Consider the following 18,499-nt stretch of genomic DNA (forward strand, 5'->3'; position numbering starts at 1 on the left):
AGCTCCTACAAAAGCCGGGATAACCGCCAATCCCCTGTAGGAGCTGACAAGGTACGCAGGCTGCGATCGGCTGCGCAGCAGTCGTAAAATCAGGCGCTGCAGTGGCCCAGGCACTACAAATTCAATTCATGACGGATCAGCGCCAGCAATTGGTCGGTATCAATGGGCTTGAGCAGAAAGTCCACCACGCTCAGGTGCATGGCTTCAATGGCATCACGTACACCCGCGTCGCCGGACATGATGATGACGGGTAACGCTGCGCTGGGCGACTCACGAACTTTACGGATCAAGTGCAAGCCATCGTGAGGCTCCATTCGAAGGTCGGTCAGCAACAAGCCAATCGACTTGTCAAACTCCAACAATTCCAGCGCCTGGACTTCGTTCTGGGCCGTGTGGCAAGCAATGCCGTGCTGGGCAAGGTACTCGGCGAGTAGTTCACCTGAGTCTTTATCGTCATCAACAATCAGCACGTGATGACCTATAGGGCCTTTGACCTGCATGACCTCATTCAGAGCCTCACGCTCGTCGTCGCTCAAAATGTCATGTTCACTCATACGATTCTCAACAATACCAGTTGCGCTTTATCCCCAAGCCCCCGTTGTCAGAGAGCACCAACGGTGTGTCAATGTGCACTTGGTCTGAGCGTTTTCCAAGCCCTTAACACTAAGAATCAAGCCTTTAATGCGTGGGAAATTTCAAAAGTATCAATAGGCCATTACCTCCCTAGACTTACGTCCAATGGGCACTGCGCCGCTGGCGACCGACCATGAGGGATAGAAAAGGGCCAAGGTGCCCCCGCCATAACAACAACGCTCACGCATGCGGTAACGGTAATGATGAAATCGGAAGCGTTTATCCAGGCAGGAAAAACAGCTGTGTTGCAGAACATTCACGGCACGATGCAATTTTTGCAGCGTTTTCCGCCCTTCAACCAGATGGAAAACACGCACCTGGCCTATCTGGTCGAACAGTGCCAACTGCGTTTCTATGGCCCCGGGGACAGCATCATCCGGCCTGACGACGGGCCGGTTGAACACTTCTATATCGTTAAACAAGGCCGCGTGGTGGGCGAGCGCACTCATCTGGGCCGAGACGTTGCCGAAACCACATTCGAAATCACGGCGGGCGAGTGCTTCCCGCTAGCCGCGTTGCTGGGCGAACGTGCCACCCGCACCGAGCATCGAGCCGCCGAAGACACCTTTTGCCTGCAACTGAACAAACTTGCATTCATCAAGCTGTTTGCCCTGTCCGAAGAGTTTCGAGACTTTGCCCTGCGCGGCGTCAGCAGCTTGCTCGACAAGGTCAACCAACAGGTGCAGCAAAAGGCCGTTGAAACCTTGGGCACCCAATATTCGCTCAACACCCGCTTGGGTGAGTTGGCCATGCGCCACCCCGTGATGTGCAGCCCGCAAACAGCGCTGCGCGAAGCGGTACGCCTGATGCACGAGCAACAAGTGGGCAGCATTGTCATCGTCAACGAGCACCAAGCCCCGCTGGGGATTTTCACCCTGCGCGACCTGCGTCACGTGGTGGCCAATGGTGTTCAAGACCTTGAACAAGCCATCGAGTTACACATGACACCGGGGCCGTTTTACTTGTCCCCCGACCACAGCGCCTTTGACGCGGCCATTGCCATGACCGAACGGCACATTGCCCACGTGTGTTTGGTCAAAGACCAACGTCTGTGCGGCGTAGTGTCTGAGCGCGATTTGTTTTCGCTGCAACGGGTCGACCTTGTTCACCTTGCCCGTACGATTCGGCATGCGCCGCGTCTGGACACGCTGATCAACCTGCGCGGGGAGATCGGCCAATTGGTCGAACGGATGCTGGCCCACGGCGCGTCATCGACCCAAATCACCCACATCATCACCCTGCTCAACGACCACACTGTGTGCCGAGTGATCGAGCTGGTGCTGGCCGAGAAGGGCGATCCTGGGGTGCCGTTCACTTGGCTGTGCTTCGGCAGCGAAGGGCGCCGCGAACAAACCCTTCACACCGACCAAGACAACGGCATTCTGTTTGAAGCCAAAGACGCCGCGCAGGCCGCCGACATTCGTCAGCGCTTGCTGCCTATTGCGCAGCAAATCAACACCCATTTGGCAGCCTGCGGCTTCACGCTGTGCAAGGGCAACATCATGGCGGGCAACCCCGACCTGTGCCTGTCGCGTGCCGAATGGGCTAGACGCTTCGCCACCTTTATCCGAGAAGCTACGCCGGAAAATCTGCTGGCTTCGAGCATCTACTTCGACCTGCGTGTGGTGTGGGGCGACGAGCAAGGCTGCCAGCAACTGCGACGCTCAGTCCTTGAGCAAGTGGCCGACAATCGCTTGTTCCAACGCATGATGGCTGACAACGCCTTACGTCATCGCCCACCTGTAGGGCGCTTTCGTGAGTTTGTACTGGAGCGCAAAGGCGGTGACAAAGCGACCCTGGACCTCAAAATCCAAGGCCTCACGCCCTTCGTCGACGGCGCACGCCTGCTGGCGTTGGCCAATGGCGTAGAAGCCAACAACACCCTCGAACGCCTGCGCCAGTTGATTACCCTTGGCGTGATCGAACCGCTCGACGGCGCGGCGTACGAAGAGGCGTATCACTTCATTCAACAAACCCGCATGCAGCAACATCAATTGCAAACCCGAGAAAATCGCCCGTACTCCAATCGAGTCGACCCCGACAACCTCAATCAATTGGACCGACGCATCCTGCGCGAAGCCCTGCGTCAGGCCCAACGGCTGCAAAGCAGTCTGGCGCTGCGGTATCAGCTATGAGTTTGTTTTCATGGTTGTTGCCCCGCAAAAAGCCGGTTTTGAGCCTTGAGCAACAAGAGCGGCTGCTGCAATTGCCGCTCAGCGCAGGGCTAAGCGATACCTCGCTGCGCAAACAGCGCTGGGTGGTCGTGGACTTGGAAACCAGCGGGTTAAACCTCAATCGCGATCAAGTGCTGTCGATTGGCGCAATGGTGATTGAAGACGGCGCGATTGATCTGGGCCAGGCATTCGAGCGCACCTTGATGCGCGTCAACACCCCCCTCAACCCCAGCGTGTTGCTGCATGGTCTTGGGCCGAGTGCCATTGCCGCAGGTTGCGACCCCGCTGATGCCTTGCTCGACTTTATGACCTTTGTGGGCGACAGCCCGCTGCTGGCGTTTCATGCCCCGTTTGACCAGCACATGCTGGGCCGCGCCCTTAAAGACAGCTTGGGCTACCGCTTGCAGCATCCTTTTATGGATGTTGCGGCCCTGGCGCCGATGCTTTGCCCTCAAGTCAATGTGCGCGATGCCGGGCTCGATTACTGGATCAAGCATTTCAACCTTCAAGTCGAAGACCGCCACAACGCCAGCGCCGACGCACTGGCCACCGCCGAACTGGCCTTGATCCTGTTCAGTCGTGCCCGCGCCCAACACATCGACAGCCCCCAAGCCCTGCAACAGCGGCTTAACCAGTGGCAACGGCGCAAGCAAGTCCACAACTTTTAAGCCTTCCCTGTCGCCGCTGCCGGAGGTTGCGGTGTATCAGCTAAACCCGATACTCAGGGTTTACGATCGCTTCGCAATCGAACGCAGCCTGCGCCAGCTGCTACGGACATCCCCGCCATCCGATGAGCGTCAATTGCGCATGGCTATTGGCTCTGACACAATCGCGAATAATTATCGTTAGTTAAAACTTGTCATCGGTGATGTCTTTGTCGTCAGTCCAAAACCCACACAGTGAACTGGTTGGATCGCTTTACCGCGACCATCGCAGTTGGCTGCTGGCGTGGTTGCGGCGCAACGTGGCCTGCCCGCAACGGGCCGAAGACATAAGCCAGGACACCTTTGTGCGCTTGTTGGGCCGCACCGACCTCAAGACCCCACGTGAACCCCGAGCCTTTTTGGCGGCTATCGCCAAAGGCTTGCTGTTTGACTACTTTCGCCGCGCCGCACTGGAACAGGCCTACCTCAACGAGTTGATGCTCATCCCAGAGGCCGAGCAACCTTCGCCCGAAGAGCAACACCTGATCCTCGAAGACCTCAAAGCCATCGACCGCCTGCTGAGCAAGCTGTCGAGCAAGTCCCGCGCAGCCTTCCTTTACAGTCGGCTGGACGGCCTGACCCACGCTGAAATTGCCGAGCGCTTGGGCGTGTCCGTACCTCGCGTGCGCCAATACCTGGCGCAAGGCATTCGCCAGTGCTATATCGCGCTGTATGGCGAACCCACATGAGCCCAACCAGTTCCAAGCCAGTCTCGGCCCGCGTACTGGATGCAGCCATTGCCTGGCAATTGTGTCTGGACAGCGGCGACGGCAGCGCCGTCGAGCAAGCCGAGTTCACCAAATGGTACGAAGCCTGCGAAGAACACGCCCGCGCCTGGCAGCAGTTGGGCATGCTTGACCAGCGTTTCAGCACCGCCAGTGTGCCAGCGCGCAATGCCTTGCTTAACGCCCGTCAGGGCGCGCACCAACGCATGCGTAAAATCGGCGGCGGGCTCGCAAGCCTTGCCTTGGCCTGCGGCCTGGTGTTGTTTGCGGGCAAAGACTATTTGCCAATCGATTACTGGATGGCCGACCAGCGCACGGCCACAGGCGAGCAGCGTCAGTTGCAATTGGCCGATGGCACAGTGCTAAACCTCAACACTCACAGCGCAGTCGATGTGGCGTTTGATGACACTACCCGGCGAATCATCTTGCTCGAAGGCGAGATCATGGTGCAGACCGGCCACGGCGACCCGCGCCCCTTTATCGTGCAAACCCGCGATGGCAGCCTGCGTGCCTTGGGCACCCGCTTTTTGGTTAAGCGCGAAGACGACGGCACGCGCCTGAGCGTGCTGCAATCGCGTGTTGCCGCCCACCCGCAAAGCAGCGCCAACGAAACCATTTACGATCAGGGCCAGCAAGTGCTAATGCAGCGCGACGGCCTTGGGCAAATGCTCGCAGTCAGGGCCGAGGCCGACGCTTGGACGCGTGGCATGCTGGTACTCGACAACGTGCGTCTGGCGGACATGGTGAACGAACTCAATCGTTATCGCCGCGGCCACTTGGGCGTAGACCCCAGCGTGGCTGACCTGCGCATTACTGGCAGCTTCCCGCTCAACAATGTCGAGCTGGCGCTCAACGCGTTGCTGCCAACCTTGCCGGTGCAAATCCAACAGCGCACGCCTTGGTGGGTGACCGTCAGCGCCAAGCCTTCTGCACGCTGAATACAAATAATTTTCAGTTAGCCCTATCACTTTTCAGATCTCGTTCGGCACATAGGCATTGAGAAACATTTCCATTCAGGAATCCGCCGAATGTCCCGCACCCTCGACACGTTTTTGCGCCCCAGCCTGTTAGCCGTCGCCATTGCTCTGAGCGCCCCGCTTGCCAGCACCTCGTTGATCGCTGCCGAACAAAGTGCCACCGCGCGCAGCTACAACCTGCCTGCCGGGCCACTGGCCGCGACCCTGAATCAGATCGCCAGCCAAGCAGGCATCACGCTGGCCATCGACTCCTCCTTGCTGGCGGGCAAAACCTCTGCACCGGTTCAGGGTTCGTTCGAAGCCACCACAGCGCTGCGTGAAGCCTTGCGCGGCAGTGGTTTGCAGCTGCAACAAAGTGGCAGCGGCACTTACACTTTGCTGCCCGTGGTTGAGGGTGCCTTGACCTTGGGCGACGTGAACATCAACGCCGCGGCTGTAGCCGAAGGTTCGGAAGCGGCCGGTTATGTGAGCGAAAACCTCAATAACGTGGGCGCGTTAGGCGCAATGAAGCTGCAAGACACGCCGTACTCCATGAGCGTGATATCTCAGGACTTTCTGAAAAACACCCAAGCCACAACGCTGGATGATGTGTTCAAGCGCAACCCCTTTACTCAGGTGTTTTCCCCTACTGGGGCCGGTTATGCCAGCGCTGTGAACATTCGTGGTTTTAGTGGCGCAGGCAACCTCAACATTGCCAACGATGGCTTGCGCTTCAGCACCCTGGCCGATGCCGGCAACTTTTTGGAAGAGACCGAACAGCTGGAGGTCGTCACCGGCCTGACCGGTTTTTTATACGGCCCCGCGTCACCGGGCGGCTTGGTCAACTACGTGCTTAAGCGGCCCACCTACGAGAACTATCGCAGCGTGACCTTGGGCAATGCTGGCGGCGACAACTATTACCTGCACGGCGACTTTGGCGGCAAAATCGACGACGAAGGCAAGTTTGCCTATCGCTTGAACCTGCTGACCCAAGATGGCGAAACCGCCATCGACATGCAGAAACGTCGCCGCGAACTCATCAGCCTCGCCGTGGACTGGAACGTCAGCGACGACTTGCAAATCCAGTTTGATGCTTCGCACAAGAAGACTGAAAACCGTGGTGTGACCAGCTATTGGTACTTTGCCGATCAAGGCTTGCGCCCAAGCGCCTCCAAGCTGGACAACGACAAGCTGTACAGCCAAAAGTGGGCCTTCTCGGACAACGAAACCGACAAGGGCGGCGTGCGCGCCAAGTGGCGCCTGAACGACACCTTCACCCTGCGCGGCGCATTTTCGGCCCAACAATTCACCGAAGAAAACACCTACACCGGCCCGACAGTTAGCACTGCTGGGGAGTACACCCAGCCGCTGTATGCTTTTGCACCCATTGAGCACCAGGAAAACTCCGGTTACTTGTTTCTGGATGCCGCCTTCGAAACGGGCTCGATTGGACACAAGATGACCTTGGGTTATCAGGGCAATAACACACGCGTAAAACAATACGAAGACCACATTCCCTCGAACGGCACCCGAGATGATGACGTCATTGGTCGGCCATTACCCATTGGCGACAGCGAGCAGGTTGATAAACCCGGCTACTACATCGGCCACGGCAAGCAACGCTTGGCCAGCACGTCCCAGAGCAACAACTTCCTGATCGGCGACATCATCACCTTCAACGATCAGTGGTCGAGCATCCTCGGTGTGACCCGCACCCAGATCAAGACCTATGCCAACGACTTTGTTTACGCCAAGGCCTTCGGCTATCCAGAGTCAAAAACCCGCTACGACGAGAGCAAAACCTCGCCCAGCCTCTCGCTTATCTACAAACCAGTCCCTTGGCTGACCACCTACGCCACCTACATCGAAGGTCTGCAAGCTGGTGGCACAGCTCCGTACAACGCACTAAACGCGGGTGAAATGTTCGCCCCGCAAGTCAGTAAACAGTACGAGTTGGGCGCAAAAGCGACTGTGGGCGAAACCCTGTTTACGTTGGCACTGTTCAACATCGAAAAACCTAACGGCTTCATTAATGGTGGCGGGATTTATAGCGAGGATGGCACCCAAGAAAATAACGGCCTTGAGTTCAGCGTGACCGGCAAGGTCACACCCAAGCTGACCGTGATGGGCGGTTTAACACTGCTGGACCCGAAGGTAAAAGACACCAACAACAAGGCCAACAATGGCAATGCTCCGGTTGACGTGGCCAAGCAACTGGCCAAGGTCTACGCCGAGTACGACATCGACGCCCTGCCCGGCCTGGCTGTGACGGGCGGTGCGTTCTACACCGGCAAGCAATACACCGATGAAGCCAACGACTATCACCTGCCATCGTTCACCACCTTTGATGCCGGCGCCCGCTACCGCATGAAAGTGTCGGAAAACGATCTGACCTTGCGCATGAACGTCAGCAACCTGGCCAACAAGGAATACTGGCTCAACAGCCACTACCTCGGCGACCCACGCACCGTACAGTTCTCGGCCCAGCTGGAGTTCTAAACCCAAGCGCTGAACATATCGGATTGTGTAGTCGCTGCCGCAGGCTGCGATGGGTTGCGTAGCGCCCTCGAGGCGAGAGCCCTGCGGGGCTTACCGCAACCTTGGGCAGCGACTACAGATTGAATGCAAAATCGCGTCAACTTTGGGAGCTTCATGAAAAGCAAAACCATCCGCCGCTGGTCCTTTATCCACACCTGGACCAGCCTGATTTGCACAGCGTTCTTGCTGATGCTGGCACTGACCGGCTTACCGTTGATTTTTCATCACGAAATCGATCATCTGCTGGGCGACGCGCCACAAGTCAAAGAGCTGCCAGCCAACACCCCGACCCTCGATCTGCAACAACTGGTGAGCGCAGCGCAGGCGCATCGTCCCAATGAGGTGATGCAGTATTTCGGCTGGGAAGAAGACGAACCCAATGCCGTGGTCGCAATCATGGCTGCTACGGCGGGCACCGAACCCAATTCGTCCCACACCTTTATGCTCGACGCACGCACCGGCGAAGCGGTCGAAATGCCCTCGGCCAATGGTGGCCTGATGATGGTCATGTTGCGCTTGCACGTGGACATGTTTGCGGGGCTGGCGGGCAAACTGCTGCTGGCCTTTATGGGCTTGCTGTTTGTATTGGCAATCATCTCCGGCGCAGTGTTGTACCTGCCGTTTATGCGCCGCCACGAGTTCGGCACGGTACGCACCGACAAGTCCAAACGTCTGCGCTGGCTCGACCTGCACAACCTGATTGGCGTCGTTACCCTGACGTGGGCATTGGTGGTGGGTGTGACCGGTGTGATTAGCGCCTGCGCTGACCTGATCATCGCCGCCTGGCGCAATGACAGCCTCAGCGCCATGATCGAACCCTATCGCGACGCGCCACCCCTGACACAACTGGCCCCGGCCAGCCACTTGCTGGAAATCGCCGCCAAGGCCGCGCCCGACATGCGCCCTGACTTCATCGCCTTCCCCGGCACGCGCTTCTCCAGCGAGCACCACTACGCCGTCTTCATGAAAGGCAGCACACACCTGACCTCGCATTTGCTGACGCCTGTGTTGATCGACGCCAGCACCCTTAAGGTCACCGCTGTGGCCGAGCGCCCGTGGTACATGGACGCGATGGGCATGTCGCAGCCGCTGCACTTTGGTGATTACGGCGGCATGCCCATGAAAATTTTGTGGGCGGCACTCGATCTGCTGACCATCGTGGTGCTGGGCAGCGGTCTGTACTTGTGGTGGGTGCGTCGTCGCGCCGCCAAGGAGAACGCCCGATGAGGCCGCGTCAGTCCAATTTTTGGAAAGTGTTCGCGATCCCGCTGGCGATTGGCGTGCTGAGCGCGATGGGCTTGTTCAGCGCACTGCTCGATGACGGCGTGTGGGACGTGTTGAGTTGGATTGGTTTGGGCGTGCCCGTGTGGATCAGCGTGCGCGGGCTGCTCAAGGGCTAACCCCCGTAGCAGCTGGCTGATTGCTCACTCTCTGTCTAGGCTTAACCCATCGCCTACATTGAGGTCTGACATGTCCACGCCCAGCATGAGCCTATACCACAACCCCGCGTCCCCCTTTGGCCGTAAGGTTGTGGTGCTGCTGTTTGAAACCGGCCAACAAAATCGCGTAGCGATTAAACCCGTCTCGCTCACCCCTGTCGCCCCCAGTGACGAACTTAACCGGGACAACCCGCTGGGCAAGGTGCCGGCCTTGTGCCTGGCCGATGGCAGCGTCATCCACGACAGCCGCGTGATTCTCGACTACCTCGATCAACAGCACGTGGGCAACTCGCTGATCCCACCAACAGGCGCGGCGCGCTGGCGGCGTTTGACGCTGGCCTCCACCGCAGATGGCGTGATGGACGCCGCCGTGTTGATGCGCTACGAACTCGGCCTGCGCCCCTTGGACAAACAATGGGACGACTGGCTCAAGGCCCAGGGCGACAAAATTCATCGGGCACTGGCCTATATGGAACACAACGCCATTGCCGAACTCACCAGCCACTTTGACGTCGCCGCTATCAGCGTGGCCTGCGCGCTGGCCTACCTAGACTTGCGCCTGCCCGATTTCGACTGGCGCAGCCCCAATCCGCAGTTGGGCAGTTGGTATGCCCAAGTGTGCAAACGCGAGTCGATGATCGCGACCCAACCCCGTTAATCAACACTGCGGCTTATCTGCCGTATATCGACGCGCCGGGTTTACCGCAGCACCAAATTCACGCAGCGCTTTAGCACCGATCAGCAATGGGTAGTTAAAGCTGCTGCGGTCGGTGAGGTTAACTTCGACGGTGCGTTTGACATCGCCCAGGCACATTTCTAGGTCAACGACTGGGCGTTTGGCGCTTTCGGGGGCGTCTTTTTCGTCGTCTTCATCGGCGCGGCTTTTGATTTTGCTGATGCGCGCCACTTTGTGCTCATACACCTTGTTGCTCGCGTCTTTGGTTGCTAACTGAAAACGCACCCACTCTTCGCCATCGCGGGTGAAGGTTTCGATGTTTTTGGCCGACAACGACGCCGTTAAGGCTCCGGTGTCCATTTTGGCCTGAAGGGTCTCGCCGATTTCCGGCAGCTTGATGTACTCATAACGCCCGTACAGCGTCGGCTCGGCGGCCATCACCGGCAACGCCAACACAGACAACAAAGCGATAACAGACTTCATGAGGGCAGATTCCTTAAAGGGGTGCTGGTTAGACCCAGCGTTAACCGTTAGTTCGCATGAACTTTGAACCATAGCCGCTAGAGCGTGAAACATTCGTCAGCACACCGATTTGGCGTTCTGCGGCAGGCTGCTTATCATGGCCGGTCATTAAATGCTCAAGAGTTGCTTATGCGCCGCCTGCTCACCGGCTGTTTGGTCACCCTGCTATTGCTGTGCAACACCCTGATTCTGTTCGGGCCGCTGATGCTGTTTGCGCTGCTCAAACTGGTGTCACCGGGGCGCCTGCGCGATTACAACTCGTGGGCGGTGATGTGGATCGCCGAAACCTGGTCTGATATCGACAAACGCATTTTCGCCCTGTGCCTGCCCACCCGATGGGACATTCGCGGGGCTGAAGGCCTGAGCCGCGACACCTCGTATCTGGTGATCAGCAACCACCAATCGTGGGTCGATATTCCAGCACTGATGCAGGGCCTGAACCGACGCACGCCGTTCTTCAAATTTTTTCTGAAAAAAGAACTGATCTGGGTGCCCTTTTTGGGACTGGCTTGGTGGGCGCTCGATTACCCGTTCATGAAGCGCTACTCCAAGGCGTTTTTGGCCAAACATCCTGAGCTGAAAGGCCAAGACCTGAAAATCACCCAAGCGGCCTGCGAGTTGTTCAAGCGCCAGCCCGTGACGGTGGTCAATTATCTTGAAGGCACGCGCTTTACGCCGGCAAAACGTGCGCTGCAACAATCGCCTTACACGTACTTGCTCAAGCCCAAGGCTGGCGGCGTGGCGTTTGTACTCGCGGCAATGGGCGAACAGCTGGATGCCGTGCTCGATGTGACGGTGGTGTATCCGCAGGCAAACATTCCGGGGTTTTGGGAGTTAATCAGCGGGCAAGTGCCCAAAGTGATTGTCGACATACAGACCCGAGAGCTGGATCCGGCGCTTTGGCAGGGTGATTACGAGAACGACCCGGTGTTTCGTGAGTATGTCCAGAGCTGGGTTAACCAACTCTGGATCAAGAAAGACCAGCGCATCAGCACGTTGCGTGCTGAGCGCGGCTAATCTTTAAACGCCCCAGGCGCTGCTCAGCTTGCTCAGCAGCGAAGTGCTGACGCTTTGACCTTTGAAGTAGTCGAGCAGCACGGGAGCGAATTTGGCCACCATGCCGTCTTGCATGCCCAGCGCTGTAAAGGCGGCATTCAGTTGATCCGTGTTAGCCACGTTGCTGACAGCGCTGGTGGCCGTCTCGGACACACCATTGGATTGACCCATCAAACCGCCCAGTTGGCTCAATTGACCCAAAGCGCCAGCGCCCGCCAATTTGTTCACACCCGGCACTTGCTTGGCCAGCTCGGTGTAATCGCTGGACGTCAGCTGGTTTTTAGCCAGGCTCAACATCGCGCCCACACCGCCTGCTGCTTGCTCAGGTTTAACCCCCAGTTCGTTGACTTTGCTGAGCAACTGAACGGCCTGCATTGACTTGTCAGTCGTCGCGCCATTGCCATTAGCGACCTGCACCTGCGCCGCGATGTTGGTCACATCGCTCATGCTGAAACCCGCAAACACCGGGCTAGCTGCCACGGTCATCAATGTAGCCAGTGCAACGCCGCTCAACTTTTTCATCAATACAACCTCTTGAACCCAAAAAACCGCTCACAACGGAGCAGCAAAACTGTGGTTTTGACCGACAACCCGTGAGGATGTTCCCCCACTCCGTGATGGCGATCTGAATCTGCGGCAAATAATAGATGAAATATCGTTTTACGGCGCAGTAAAGAGCCTCCAGTACCTGTCATTTATGACAGCTATACAGCCTCGATAAACAACCGGATGCTGCCCTCACCGCCGACCTGTTTAACAGGAGTCCCGCATGTCGACCGCGCCGCGCCTCACGCTGTATGCCAACCCAAACTACACGCCGCCCTCCGTTGACGCACCGCCTGCAACGCCTAGCGCACCGGCGATAGGGCGGCGTATACCGACCTATGCGTACATCGGGCTGCTGGTGGGGGTATTGGCACTGACTGTTGTGTGGTTGCGCCCTAGCGCTGCGGTAGCTAACGCGACCTTGTCGGATGCTACCGCCCAGCCGGTGCTGCACATCAACTTGCACGCGGACTATCTGAACGTTCAACCGTTACAAGCATCGTTGATGCCCAAAAAGCACAGCCTCGAACTCTGGGCCTTGAGCAAACAAGGGGCCGTTCAATCGCTGGGCCTGATACCTGCGGACGATGACGGCATGATCGGCCTGAGCATCGAGCAGCAAAACAAACTGAAGGACGCGCAACATTTGGGGGTATCGCTTGAAGTGCGCGGCGGCTCGCGCAATGGGCAACCCAGCGGCCCTATGATGTATCGAGGCCCAATTAGCGCGCTTTAACACGCGCACAGCCTGTTTGGCGACCTATCAGATCTGCTAGCTATACAAGGCCAAAACACTGGCAGATGCTAAACGTTCATCGGTGATGGATTGTGGAGTTTGACATGAGCGCATCCGATAAAAAATTCGCTGCGGTCTATCAATACGACCCGTTGGATCGCCTGATTGCGGCCAATACTACTCAGCGCTTTTACAACAACACCCGCATTGCCACCGAGATCGAAGGCACCGTTAAGCGCAGCTTCTTTGAACACGACGCACAACCGCTGGCCCAGCAGCAAGCAGGCACCACCACCTTGCTCGCCACTGATGCACAAGCCTCAGTACTGCATAGCGTCAGCACCGCCCAAAGCGCGCCCCACACCTACACCCCCTACGGCCATCGGCCTGTCGAGAATGGTTTGCTCAGTGTGCTGGGTTTTAACGGCGAACGACCCGACCCACTCAGCGGCTATTACTTGTTAGGCCAAGGTTATCGGGCGTTTAACTCGGCATTGATGCGCTTTAACAGCCCGGACAGTTTTAGCCCGTTTGGTGAAGGCGGGATTAATGCCTATGCGTATTGTGCGGGGGACCCGATTAATAGTAGTGATCCGGACGGGCATGTATCTTTTATATCATTGGGGCGTGCTTTTAGAAGTTTTTTTAGCGGACGATCCCAAAAAACAAAGGTGAACATCACTAAAGGTCTGAGTAAAAATTCGGAAAACAGTTTAAAAACTCCTGCCACCCAAACACCATCGCCAGCTAATAATAAAGCTCGCGCTATCGGTTCAAAACGCCCACCAAAAAAACTATTAAATAACATAAATGAAAAAGAATCGGAGCTATATAAAGCACAAGGGGAACTTCTCCGAACCGATGCAGAATTAAGCACGTTAAGCTACCAAAACAAAAAAACTAGGAACATGGCAAACCCAGCTAAACAATCAGCAAAAGAAACCGACATCAATTACGAGTACAGACAATTACTCTCAAAAAAAACAGATATCAAGACCCACATTAAAAGCATAGAGAAACAAATAAAAAACTATAGAAAAAATATAGAAAATATAGAAAATATTCGCAACAGCTAAACATCAATCTGCGGCGCGCACATGTTCTCCATCATGTCGCGCCTAATGGAAGGCGGCTATCAACCGCCTTTCACTCACTGTTATAACGCGAACTAAACATTCAAGGCAGGTCAATCAAAAACTTCTTCGCCCCCGCGTTATGGCTTACATCAACTGCTGGTTGTATTTCCTGGCCGCTCTGCTCGACCTATCAAATCTACCCGCTGTACAGGGCCAAAACACTGGCAGAGGCTAAATGCCTGCCAGTGATTAATCACGGAGTTAGGTATGTACACATCCGATGAGCAACTCGCTGTGGCCTATCAATACGACCCGTTGGATCGATTAATTGCAGCCAATGCCACTCAGCGCTTTTACAAAAACACCCGTATTGCCACCGAGATCGATGGCACGGTTAAACGCAGCTTCTTTGAATACGACGCCCAACCCCTGGCCCAGCAGCAAGCAGGCACCACCACCTTGCTCGCCACTGATGAACAAACCTCAGTGCTGCACAGCATCAGCCCCGCCCAAAGCGTGCCTCACACCTACAGCCCCTACGGCCATCGCCCTGTCGAGAATGGTTTGCTCAGTGTGCTGGGTTTTAACGGCGAACGACCCGACCCACTCAGCAGCTATTACTTGTTAGGCCAGGGTTATCGAGCGTTTAACCCACTATTGATGCGCTTTAATAGCCCGGACAGTTTTAGCCCGTTTGGTAAAGGCGGGATTAATGCGTATGCGTATTGTGGGGGCGATCCCATAAATAAATCAGACCCGACCGGACAGGCAGCATCACTTTTTAATATTTTAAAAATACCCAAAATCGCCGCCTACAAGTGGCCCACTCTTCCAATAGAAAAAATACAAGAAATTCAAGCCTCGCAAAAGGCTGACACTAAATGGGTGCTTAACAAGAAAATGTCAACCTTCCCGAAACACCTCTCTCAAACCGAGCAAAAAAAATTTGATGATTTCCAGAATTTGATTCATCACTCGAATATCGACCCAAAATCTGCAGCCACCCTAATAGGTGGTAGTGATTACAAATATATTGAAAGGTTCGGATTTCAACTTCGATTGAGCCAAGCTAATCGGGTGAGGTTAGACATTATCAAAATCAAACCGGATGCTGATCCATTAACTGGCAAACCCGCCAAGAATATCCGAGAAGTCAAAATTTTAACAGTTGGCGGTCACATACCTAATAAAAAATAAGCCTTACAATTGATCTAGGCTCTGTACGAAATCATCCGAAACTAATTTGAAACCCATAAGCATCGAGATTCAGTAAAGTCCGCGACCATCAAAGGCAGGAGCCCACGATAGCCAAACGTTACGAACTCCCCGATGCAGCCTGGGATTTGGTTGCGGATATCTTTCACGAGCCTCGCCGTAGTGTGCGCCCGAGAGCCGATGATCGCTTGATGCTCAACGGGATACTTTGGGTGCTCTGTTCTGGCGCCGCTTGGCGCGACATGCCCGAGCGCTTAGGCCCGTGGTCGACGGCTTATCAACGCTTTCGTGACTGGCGTAATCGCGAGGCATTTGACCAGATGCTCAAGCGGCTTCACATCAAGCTCAACGAACAAGGATTATGGATGATTGATTCCACCGCAGTACGAGCAACCCGGGCCTCTTCTGGTGCTGGAAAAAAAGGAGGCCTGAAGAACCGCAAGGTCACGTGCTCGGACGCAGCAGGGGGCGGCCTAACTACCAAGATTCATATGCTCTGCGATGCCAACGGTGTCCCGCTGAAGTTTCTATTATCAGGCGGACAGGCCAGCGACATTGCTTACGCCCAACCGTTACTCGATGAGGTGTACATCCCCAGCTTGCGCGGTCGCCCCCGCAAACGCAAACGCTGTCGATGGTTACTGGCGGACAAAGGCTATGACGCCGAAGCGTTGCGTCGTTACTGCGACCGGTATCGGATGCAGCCGGTGATTCCTTTGCGCAGCATGAAGCGAAAACCCAAGCCGGGCCTACCGAGACTGTTTGATCGCCCCAAGTACCGACAGCGCAATATTATCGAGCGTATGTTTGACTGGCTGAAAGAAAACCGCCGTATCGTTACGCGCTTCGACAAGCTTGCAAGAAGTTATGCGGCAATGGTCTCGCTGGCTTGTGCAATGCGGTGTTTGCGACATTACTCTTCGTACAGAACCTAGAGCACCACCGTGCGACCTCCGCATAGGCATATGCGCCGTACGTGATGTGCAATACCTATCAGATCTACTAGCTATACAGGGCTAAGACACCCGTGAATGCTAAAACTCACCTACGCGCTATTACGGAGTTCGGCATGAACACCTTCGAAACAAAACAAACGGTGGTTTATCAGTACGATCCACTGGATCGCCTCGCGCAGACCAACACCCTCCAGCGTTTTTATAACAACACCCGCATTGCCAGCGAGATCGAAGGCTCCATTACCCGCAGCTTCATTGAGCACGACGCCCAACCGCTGGCCCAGCAACAAGCAGGTACAACCACCTTGCTCGCCACTGATCAACAAACCTCAGTGCTGAACAGCGTCAGCACAACCCAAAGCGCGCCTTACACCTACACGCCCTACGGCCATCGCCCTATGGAAAAGGATTTGCTCAGCGTTCTGGGTTTTAACGGCGAACGACCCGACCCACTCACAGGCTATTACTTGTTAGGCCAAGGCTATCGGGCGTTTAACCCGGTATTGATGCGTTTTAATAGCACGGACTCTTTGAGTCCGTTTGGTGAGGGGGGGATTAATACATATGCTTATTGCAGCGCAGACCCTATTAACAAACACGATCCAAATGGACATATTAGCGTGGGCTGGGGCATCGTAAAAAACGCCCTTAGCAATGGGTTATTTAGAAAAACGGAGTACGCCTATAATTTTCACGATATAAAACATATTCCCCACTTAGTGGAAAATATTATCAAATCATCACCAGGAAAGGATTTGGTTTCTCTCGCAGGTACTAATAAATCGTTTAAAACTATCATAGATACAATTTCAACACCTCCAGCAGAACTTTTTAAAGTGCGCCCGAAGTCGGCACTTGTTGACGCACTCAAGCATGCAGCCAGGGGTAACACGTTAGGCACCCTTCCCCGAGATGCTATTACCATACTTAACCATTTAAAAGTCACACAACAGATCAACGTGATGGCCCGTACGGCCCATATGCCCGAAATATGGGCTCAACTTCCAGGCACGAAGGTCAATGACCGTTTTAAGCGTTCAAAACTCTCCAGCTATATGATCAGAGAGAACGACTAATTAACAGATCAATACTTATCTACGCGTCATATAGCCTCTACAACACCACCGTGCGACCTCCATTTAGGAAAACCCGACGCTCTATGTGATACCCCACGCCTCGGGCCAAGGTTTGGGCTTCGATGTCTCGTCCTTTGGCGACTAGGTCTTCGGGGTAATGGCTGTGGTCTACCGCTTCAACGCCTTGGGTGATGATCGGGCCTTCGTCGAGGTCGTTGTTGATGTAATGCGCGGTGGCCCCCACCAGTTTCACGCCCTTCTCATACGCCTGATGGTAAGGCTTGGCGCCTTTAAAACCGGGCAGCAGGGAGTGATGAATGTTGATGGCTTTGCCGTCGAGCTTGCGGCACAGCTCGGGCGACAGCACTTGCATGTAACGGGCAAGAATCACCAGCTCGGCGCTGGTGTCTTCGATCACTTGCCACACCTTGGCTTCTTGCGCGGGTTTGTTGGCAGGGTCGAGGGCGAAGTGGTGATAAGGGATGCCGTGCCAGCGTGCCAGCGGCTCCAGATCCGGGTGATTGGACACCACCGCCACCACGTCCATCGACAATTGACCGATGCGTTGTCGATAGAGCAAGTCGTTCAAGCAATGGTCGGCCTTGGACACCATGATCAGCACTTTGGGCCGGTAATGCGGGGGCGTGAGCTCGAAGACCATGCCGAAGGCTTGACCCCGCTCGGCCAGGCCTGCGCGAAATTCGCGTTCATCGAAACCATCGGGCTGGCGGAACTCAACACGAATAAAAAAGCGTGCCGAGCGCTGGTCGTCAAACGAATGATGCTCGGTGACGTAACAGCGCTGTTCAAACAGATAACGCGTCACCGCGTCCACCGTGCCCATGACGCTGGGGCAATCGGCAGTGAGAATCCAAGTATCGGGGGCGCGGCTCATGGGTAACTCCTGCTATTAAGCGAACCTGCGTAGGAGCTGCCGAAGGCTGCGATCTCTTGACCCTGAAACAAGATCGCAGCCTTCGGCAGCTCCTACGGGTATGTTTGCAACCTGTATCAGGCCACAACGTTCAGTCCATATTCGGCAGCAGCATCCTGCAACCATAACCACCAATACTCAGAAAAGCTGCGGCGGATCAGTAGAGCGCTGTTCAAACAGATAACGCGTCACCGCGTCCACCGTGCCCATGACGCTGGGGCAATCGGCAGTGAGAATCCAGGTATCGGGGGCGCGGCTCATGGGTAACTCCTGCTATTTAGCGAACCTGCGTAGGAGCTGCCGAAGGCTGCGATCTCTTGACCCTGAAACAAGATCGCAGCCTTCGGCAGCTCCTACGGGTATGTTTGCAACCTGTATCAGGCCACAACGTTCAGTCCATATTCGGCAGCAACATCCTGCAACCATAACCACCAATACTCAGAAAAGCTGCGGCGGATCAGTAGAGCGCTGTTCAAACAGATAACGCGTCACCGCGTCCACTGTGCCCATGACGCTGGGGCAATCGGCAGTGAGAAT

At 55.7% G+C, this 18,499-nt stretch carries 18 protein-coding genes and 4 pseudogenes; 14 read left to right on the forward strand and 8 right to left on the reverse strand.

The genetic code is table 11. The features are described 5' to 3' along the window. Positions 1–113: 113 nt before the first annotated feature. Entirely contained in the window at positions 114–554 is a 441-nt protein-coding gene (locus ACZRJQ_RS21485) for a response regulator (RefSeq protein ID WP_463980308.1), read from the reverse strand. 279 nt (positions 555–833) lie between these two features. Between ACZRJQ_RS21485 and ACZRJQ_RS21490 the strand changes: the two genes are divergently transcribed. From ACZRJQ_RS21490 to ACZRJQ_RS21525, 8 genes are all read left to right on the forward strand, one after another. Beyond that, the gene (locus ACZRJQ_RS21490) at positions 834–2,768 is read left to right on the forward strand and encodes a putative nucleotidyltransferase substrate binding domain-containing protein (protein WP_463980309.1); all 1,935 of its coding nucleotides are present in this window, start codon (positions 834–836) and stop codon (positions 2,766–2,768) included. Continuing rightward, positions 2,765–3,475: a 3'-5' exonuclease gene (locus ACZRJQ_RS21495; RefSeq protein ID WP_463980310.1), complete on the forward strand. Its 711-nt coding sequence runs from the start codon at positions 2,765–2,767 to the stop codon at positions 3,473–3,475. Before ACZRJQ_RS21490 ends, ACZRJQ_RS21495 begins: the two co-directional genes overlap by 4 nt. 200 nt (positions 3,476–3,675) lie before the next feature. Beyond that, positions 3,676–4,200, forward strand: a complete 525-nt coding sequence (locus ACZRJQ_RS21500) for an RNA polymerase sigma factor (protein WP_463980311.1) — start codon at positions 3,676–3,678, stop codon at positions 4,198–4,200. Further along, entirely contained in the window at positions 4,197–5,174 is a 978-nt protein-coding gene (locus ACZRJQ_RS21505; RefSeq protein ID WP_463980312.1) for a FecR domain-containing protein, read from the forward strand. The genes ACZRJQ_RS21500 and ACZRJQ_RS21505 overlap by 4 nt, the downstream gene beginning before the upstream one ends. A 90-nt stretch (positions 5,175–5,264) precedes the next feature. Continuing rightward, entirely contained in the window at positions 5,265–7,691 is a 2,427-nt protein-coding gene (locus ACZRJQ_RS21510) for a TonB-dependent siderophore receptor (RefSeq protein WP_463980313.1), read from the forward strand. Between the two features lie 153 nt (positions 7,692–7,844). Continuing rightward, a complete protein-coding gene (locus ACZRJQ_RS21515) occupies positions 7,845–8,957 on the forward strand; it encodes a PepSY-associated TM helix domain-containing protein (RefSeq protein ID WP_463980314.1) in 1,113 nt (370 codons plus the stop codon). Further along, positions 8,954–9,130 (forward strand): hypothetical protein, encoded by a 177-nt coding sequence (locus ACZRJQ_RS21520; RefSeq protein ID WP_463980315.1) that lies wholly within the window; start codon positions 8,954–8,956, stop codon positions 9,128–9,130. Before ACZRJQ_RS21515 ends, ACZRJQ_RS21520 begins: the two co-directional genes overlap by 4 nt. A 70-nt stretch (positions 9,131–9,200) precedes the next feature. Continuing rightward, on the forward strand, positions 9,201–9,827 hold the full coding sequence (locus ACZRJQ_RS21525) for a glutathione S-transferase family protein (protein ID WP_463980316.1): 627 nt from the start codon (positions 9,201–9,203) through the stop codon (positions 9,825–9,827). Here ACZRJQ_RS21525 and rloA2 read toward each other — a convergent pair whose 3' ends face one another. Next, the gene (gene rloA2, locus ACZRJQ_RS21530) at positions 9,828–10,328 is read right to left on the reverse strand and encodes a retropepsin-like aspartic peptidase RloA2 (protein ID WP_463980317.1); all 501 of its coding nucleotides are present in this window, start codon (positions 10,326–10,328) and stop codon (positions 9,828–9,830) included. A gap of 168 nt (positions 10,329–10,496) precedes the next feature. On the opposite strand from rloA2, the gene ACZRJQ_RS21535 reads away from it, so the two are divergent. Next, positions 10,497–11,384, forward strand: coding sequence for an acyltransferase (locus tag ACZRJQ_RS21535; protein ID WP_463980318.1), 888 nt, complete (start codon positions 10,497–10,499; stop codon positions 11,382–11,384). 3 nt (positions 11,385–11,387) lie between these two features. Here the strand turns inward: ACZRJQ_RS21535 and ACZRJQ_RS21540 are convergent, their stop codons facing one another. Then, positions 11,388–11,945: a DUF2780 domain-containing protein gene (locus ACZRJQ_RS21540; protein ID WP_463980319.1), complete on the reverse strand. Its 558-nt coding sequence runs from the start codon at positions 11,943–11,945 to the stop codon at positions 11,388–11,390. 247 nt (positions 11,946–12,192) lie between these two features. Here ACZRJQ_RS21540 and ACZRJQ_RS21545 point away from each other — a divergent pair, with 247 nt between their 5' ends. The 5 genes from ACZRJQ_RS21545 to ACZRJQ_RS21565 all read left to right on the forward strand — a co-directional run bounded on the left by ACZRJQ_RS21545 (position 12,193) and on the right by ACZRJQ_RS21565 (position 17,028). Beyond that, the gene (locus ACZRJQ_RS21545; RefSeq protein WP_463980320.1) at positions 12,193–12,705 is read left to right on the forward strand and encodes an anti-sigma factor domain-containing protein; all 513 of its coding nucleotides are present in this window, start codon (positions 12,193–12,195) and stop codon (positions 12,703–12,705) included. 104 nt (positions 12,706–12,809) lie between these two features. Then, the gene (locus ACZRJQ_RS21550; RefSeq protein ID WP_463980321.1) at positions 12,810–13,781 is read left to right on the forward strand and encodes an RHS repeat-associated core domain-containing protein; all 972 of its coding nucleotides are present in this window, start codon (positions 12,810–12,812) and stop codon (positions 13,779–13,781) included. Between the two features lie 267 nt (positions 13,782–14,048). Continuing rightward, the gene (locus ACZRJQ_RS21555) at positions 14,049–14,978 is read left to right on the forward strand and encodes an RHS repeat-associated core domain-containing protein (RefSeq protein WP_463980322.1); all 930 of its coding nucleotides are present in this window, start codon (positions 14,049–14,051) and stop codon (positions 14,976–14,978) included. A gap of 107 nt (positions 14,979–15,085) precedes the next feature. Next, on the forward strand, positions 15,086–15,931 hold the full coding sequence (locus ACZRJQ_RS21560; protein ID WP_463980325.1) for an IS5 family transposase: 846 nt from the start codon (positions 15,086–15,088) through the stop codon (positions 15,929–15,931). 134 nt (positions 15,932–16,065) lie between these two features. Continuing rightward, positions 16,066–17,028, forward strand: coding sequence for an RHS repeat-associated core domain-containing protein (locus tag ACZRJQ_RS21565; protein ID WP_463980323.1), 963 nt, complete (start codon positions 16,066–16,068; stop codon positions 17,026–17,028). Between the two features lie 37 nt (positions 17,029–17,065). On the opposite strand, the gene purU is transcribed toward ACZRJQ_RS21565, so the two are convergent. The 5 genes and pseudogenes from purU to ACZRJQ_RS21590 form a co-directional block, all read right to left on the reverse strand. Continuing rightward, positions 17,066–17,923 (reverse strand): formyltetrahydrofolate deformylase, encoded by an 858-nt coding sequence (gene purU / locus ACZRJQ_RS21570; protein ID WP_463980324.1) that lies wholly within the window; start codon positions 17,921–17,923, stop codon positions 17,066–17,068. 116 nt (positions 17,924–18,039) lie between these two features. Then, positions 18,040–18,126 (reverse strand): annotated as a pseudogene (locus ACZRJQ_RS21575) (sarcosine oxidase subunit gamma family protein); the annotation flags it as partial. Between the two features lies 1 nt (position 18,127). Next, positions 18,128–18,223: pseudogene (locus ACZRJQ_RS21580) on the reverse strand (formyltetrahydrofolate deformylase); the annotation flags it as partial. Between the two features lie 116 nt (positions 18,224–18,339). Next, positions 18,340–18,426, reverse strand: a pseudogene (locus ACZRJQ_RS21585) (sarcosine oxidase subunit gamma family protein); the annotation flags it as partial. 1 nt (position 18,427) lies between these two features. Then, positions 18,428–18,499, reverse strand: a pseudogene (locus ACZRJQ_RS21590) (hypothetical protein); the annotation flags it as partial.

The organism is Pseudomonas sp. E315 (genome assembly GCF_055406205.1).

Coding starts and splice junctions, on each gene's coding strand:
- ACZRJQ_RS21485 (WP_463980308.1), bottom strand. CDS start 554: ATGAGTGAACATGACATTTTGAGCGACGACGAGCGTGAGGCTCTGAAT.
- ACZRJQ_RS21490 (WP_463980309.1), top strand. CDS start 834: ATGATGAAATCGGAAGCGTTTATCCAGGCAGGAAAAACAGCTGTGTTG.
- ACZRJQ_RS21495 (WP_463980310.1), top strand. CDS start 2,765: ATGAGTTTGTTTTCATGGTTGTTGCCCCGCAAAAAGCCGGTTTTGAGC.
- ACZRJQ_RS21500 (WP_463980311.1), top strand. CDS start 3,676: ATGTCTTTGTCGTCAGTCCAAAACCCACACAGTGAACTGGTTGGATCG.
- ACZRJQ_RS21505 (WP_463980312.1), top strand. CDS start 4,197: ATGAGCCCAACCAGTTCCAAGCCAGTCTCGGCCCGCGTACTGGATGCA.
- ACZRJQ_RS21510 (WP_463980313.1), top strand. CDS start 5,265: ATGTCCCGCACCCTCGACACGTTTTTGCGCCCCAGCCTGTTAGCCGTC.
- ACZRJQ_RS21515 (WP_463980314.1), top strand. CDS start 7,845: ATGAAAAGCAAAACCATCCGCCGCTGGTCCTTTATCCACACCTGGACC.
- ACZRJQ_RS21520 (WP_463980315.1), top strand. CDS start 8,954: ATGAGGCCGCGTCAGTCCAATTTTTGGAAAGTGTTCGCGATCCCGCTG.
- ACZRJQ_RS21525 (WP_463980316.1), top strand. CDS start 9,201: ATGTCCACGCCCAGCATGAGCCTATACCACAACCCCGCGTCCCCCTTT.
- rloA2 (WP_463980317.1), bottom strand. CDS start 10,328: ATGAAGTCTGTTATCGCTTTGTTGTCTGTGTTGGCGTTGCCGGTGATG.
- ACZRJQ_RS21535 (WP_463980318.1), top strand. CDS start 10,497: ATGCGCCGCCTGCTCACCGGCTGTTTGGTCACCCTGCTATTGCTGTGC.
- ACZRJQ_RS21540 (WP_463980319.1), bottom strand. CDS start 11,945: ATGAAAAAGTTGAGCGGCGTTGCACTGGCTACATTGATGACCGTGGCA.
- ACZRJQ_RS21545 (WP_463980320.1), top strand. CDS start 12,193: ATGTCGACCGCGCCGCGCCTCACGCTGTATGCCAACCCAAACTACACG.
- ACZRJQ_RS21550 (WP_463980321.1), top strand. CDS start 12,810: ATGAGCGCATCCGATAAAAAATTCGCTGCGGTCTATCAATACGACCCG.
- ACZRJQ_RS21555 (WP_463980322.1), top strand. CDS start 14,049: ATGTACACATCCGATGAGCAACTCGCTGTGGCCTATCAATACGACCCG.
- ACZRJQ_RS21565 (WP_463980323.1), top strand. CDS start 16,066: ATGAACACCTTCGAAACAAAACAAACGGTGGTTTATCAGTACGATCCA.
- purU (WP_463980324.1), bottom strand. CDS start 17,923: ATGAGCCGCGCCCCCGATACTTGGATTCTCACTGCCGATTGCCCCAGC.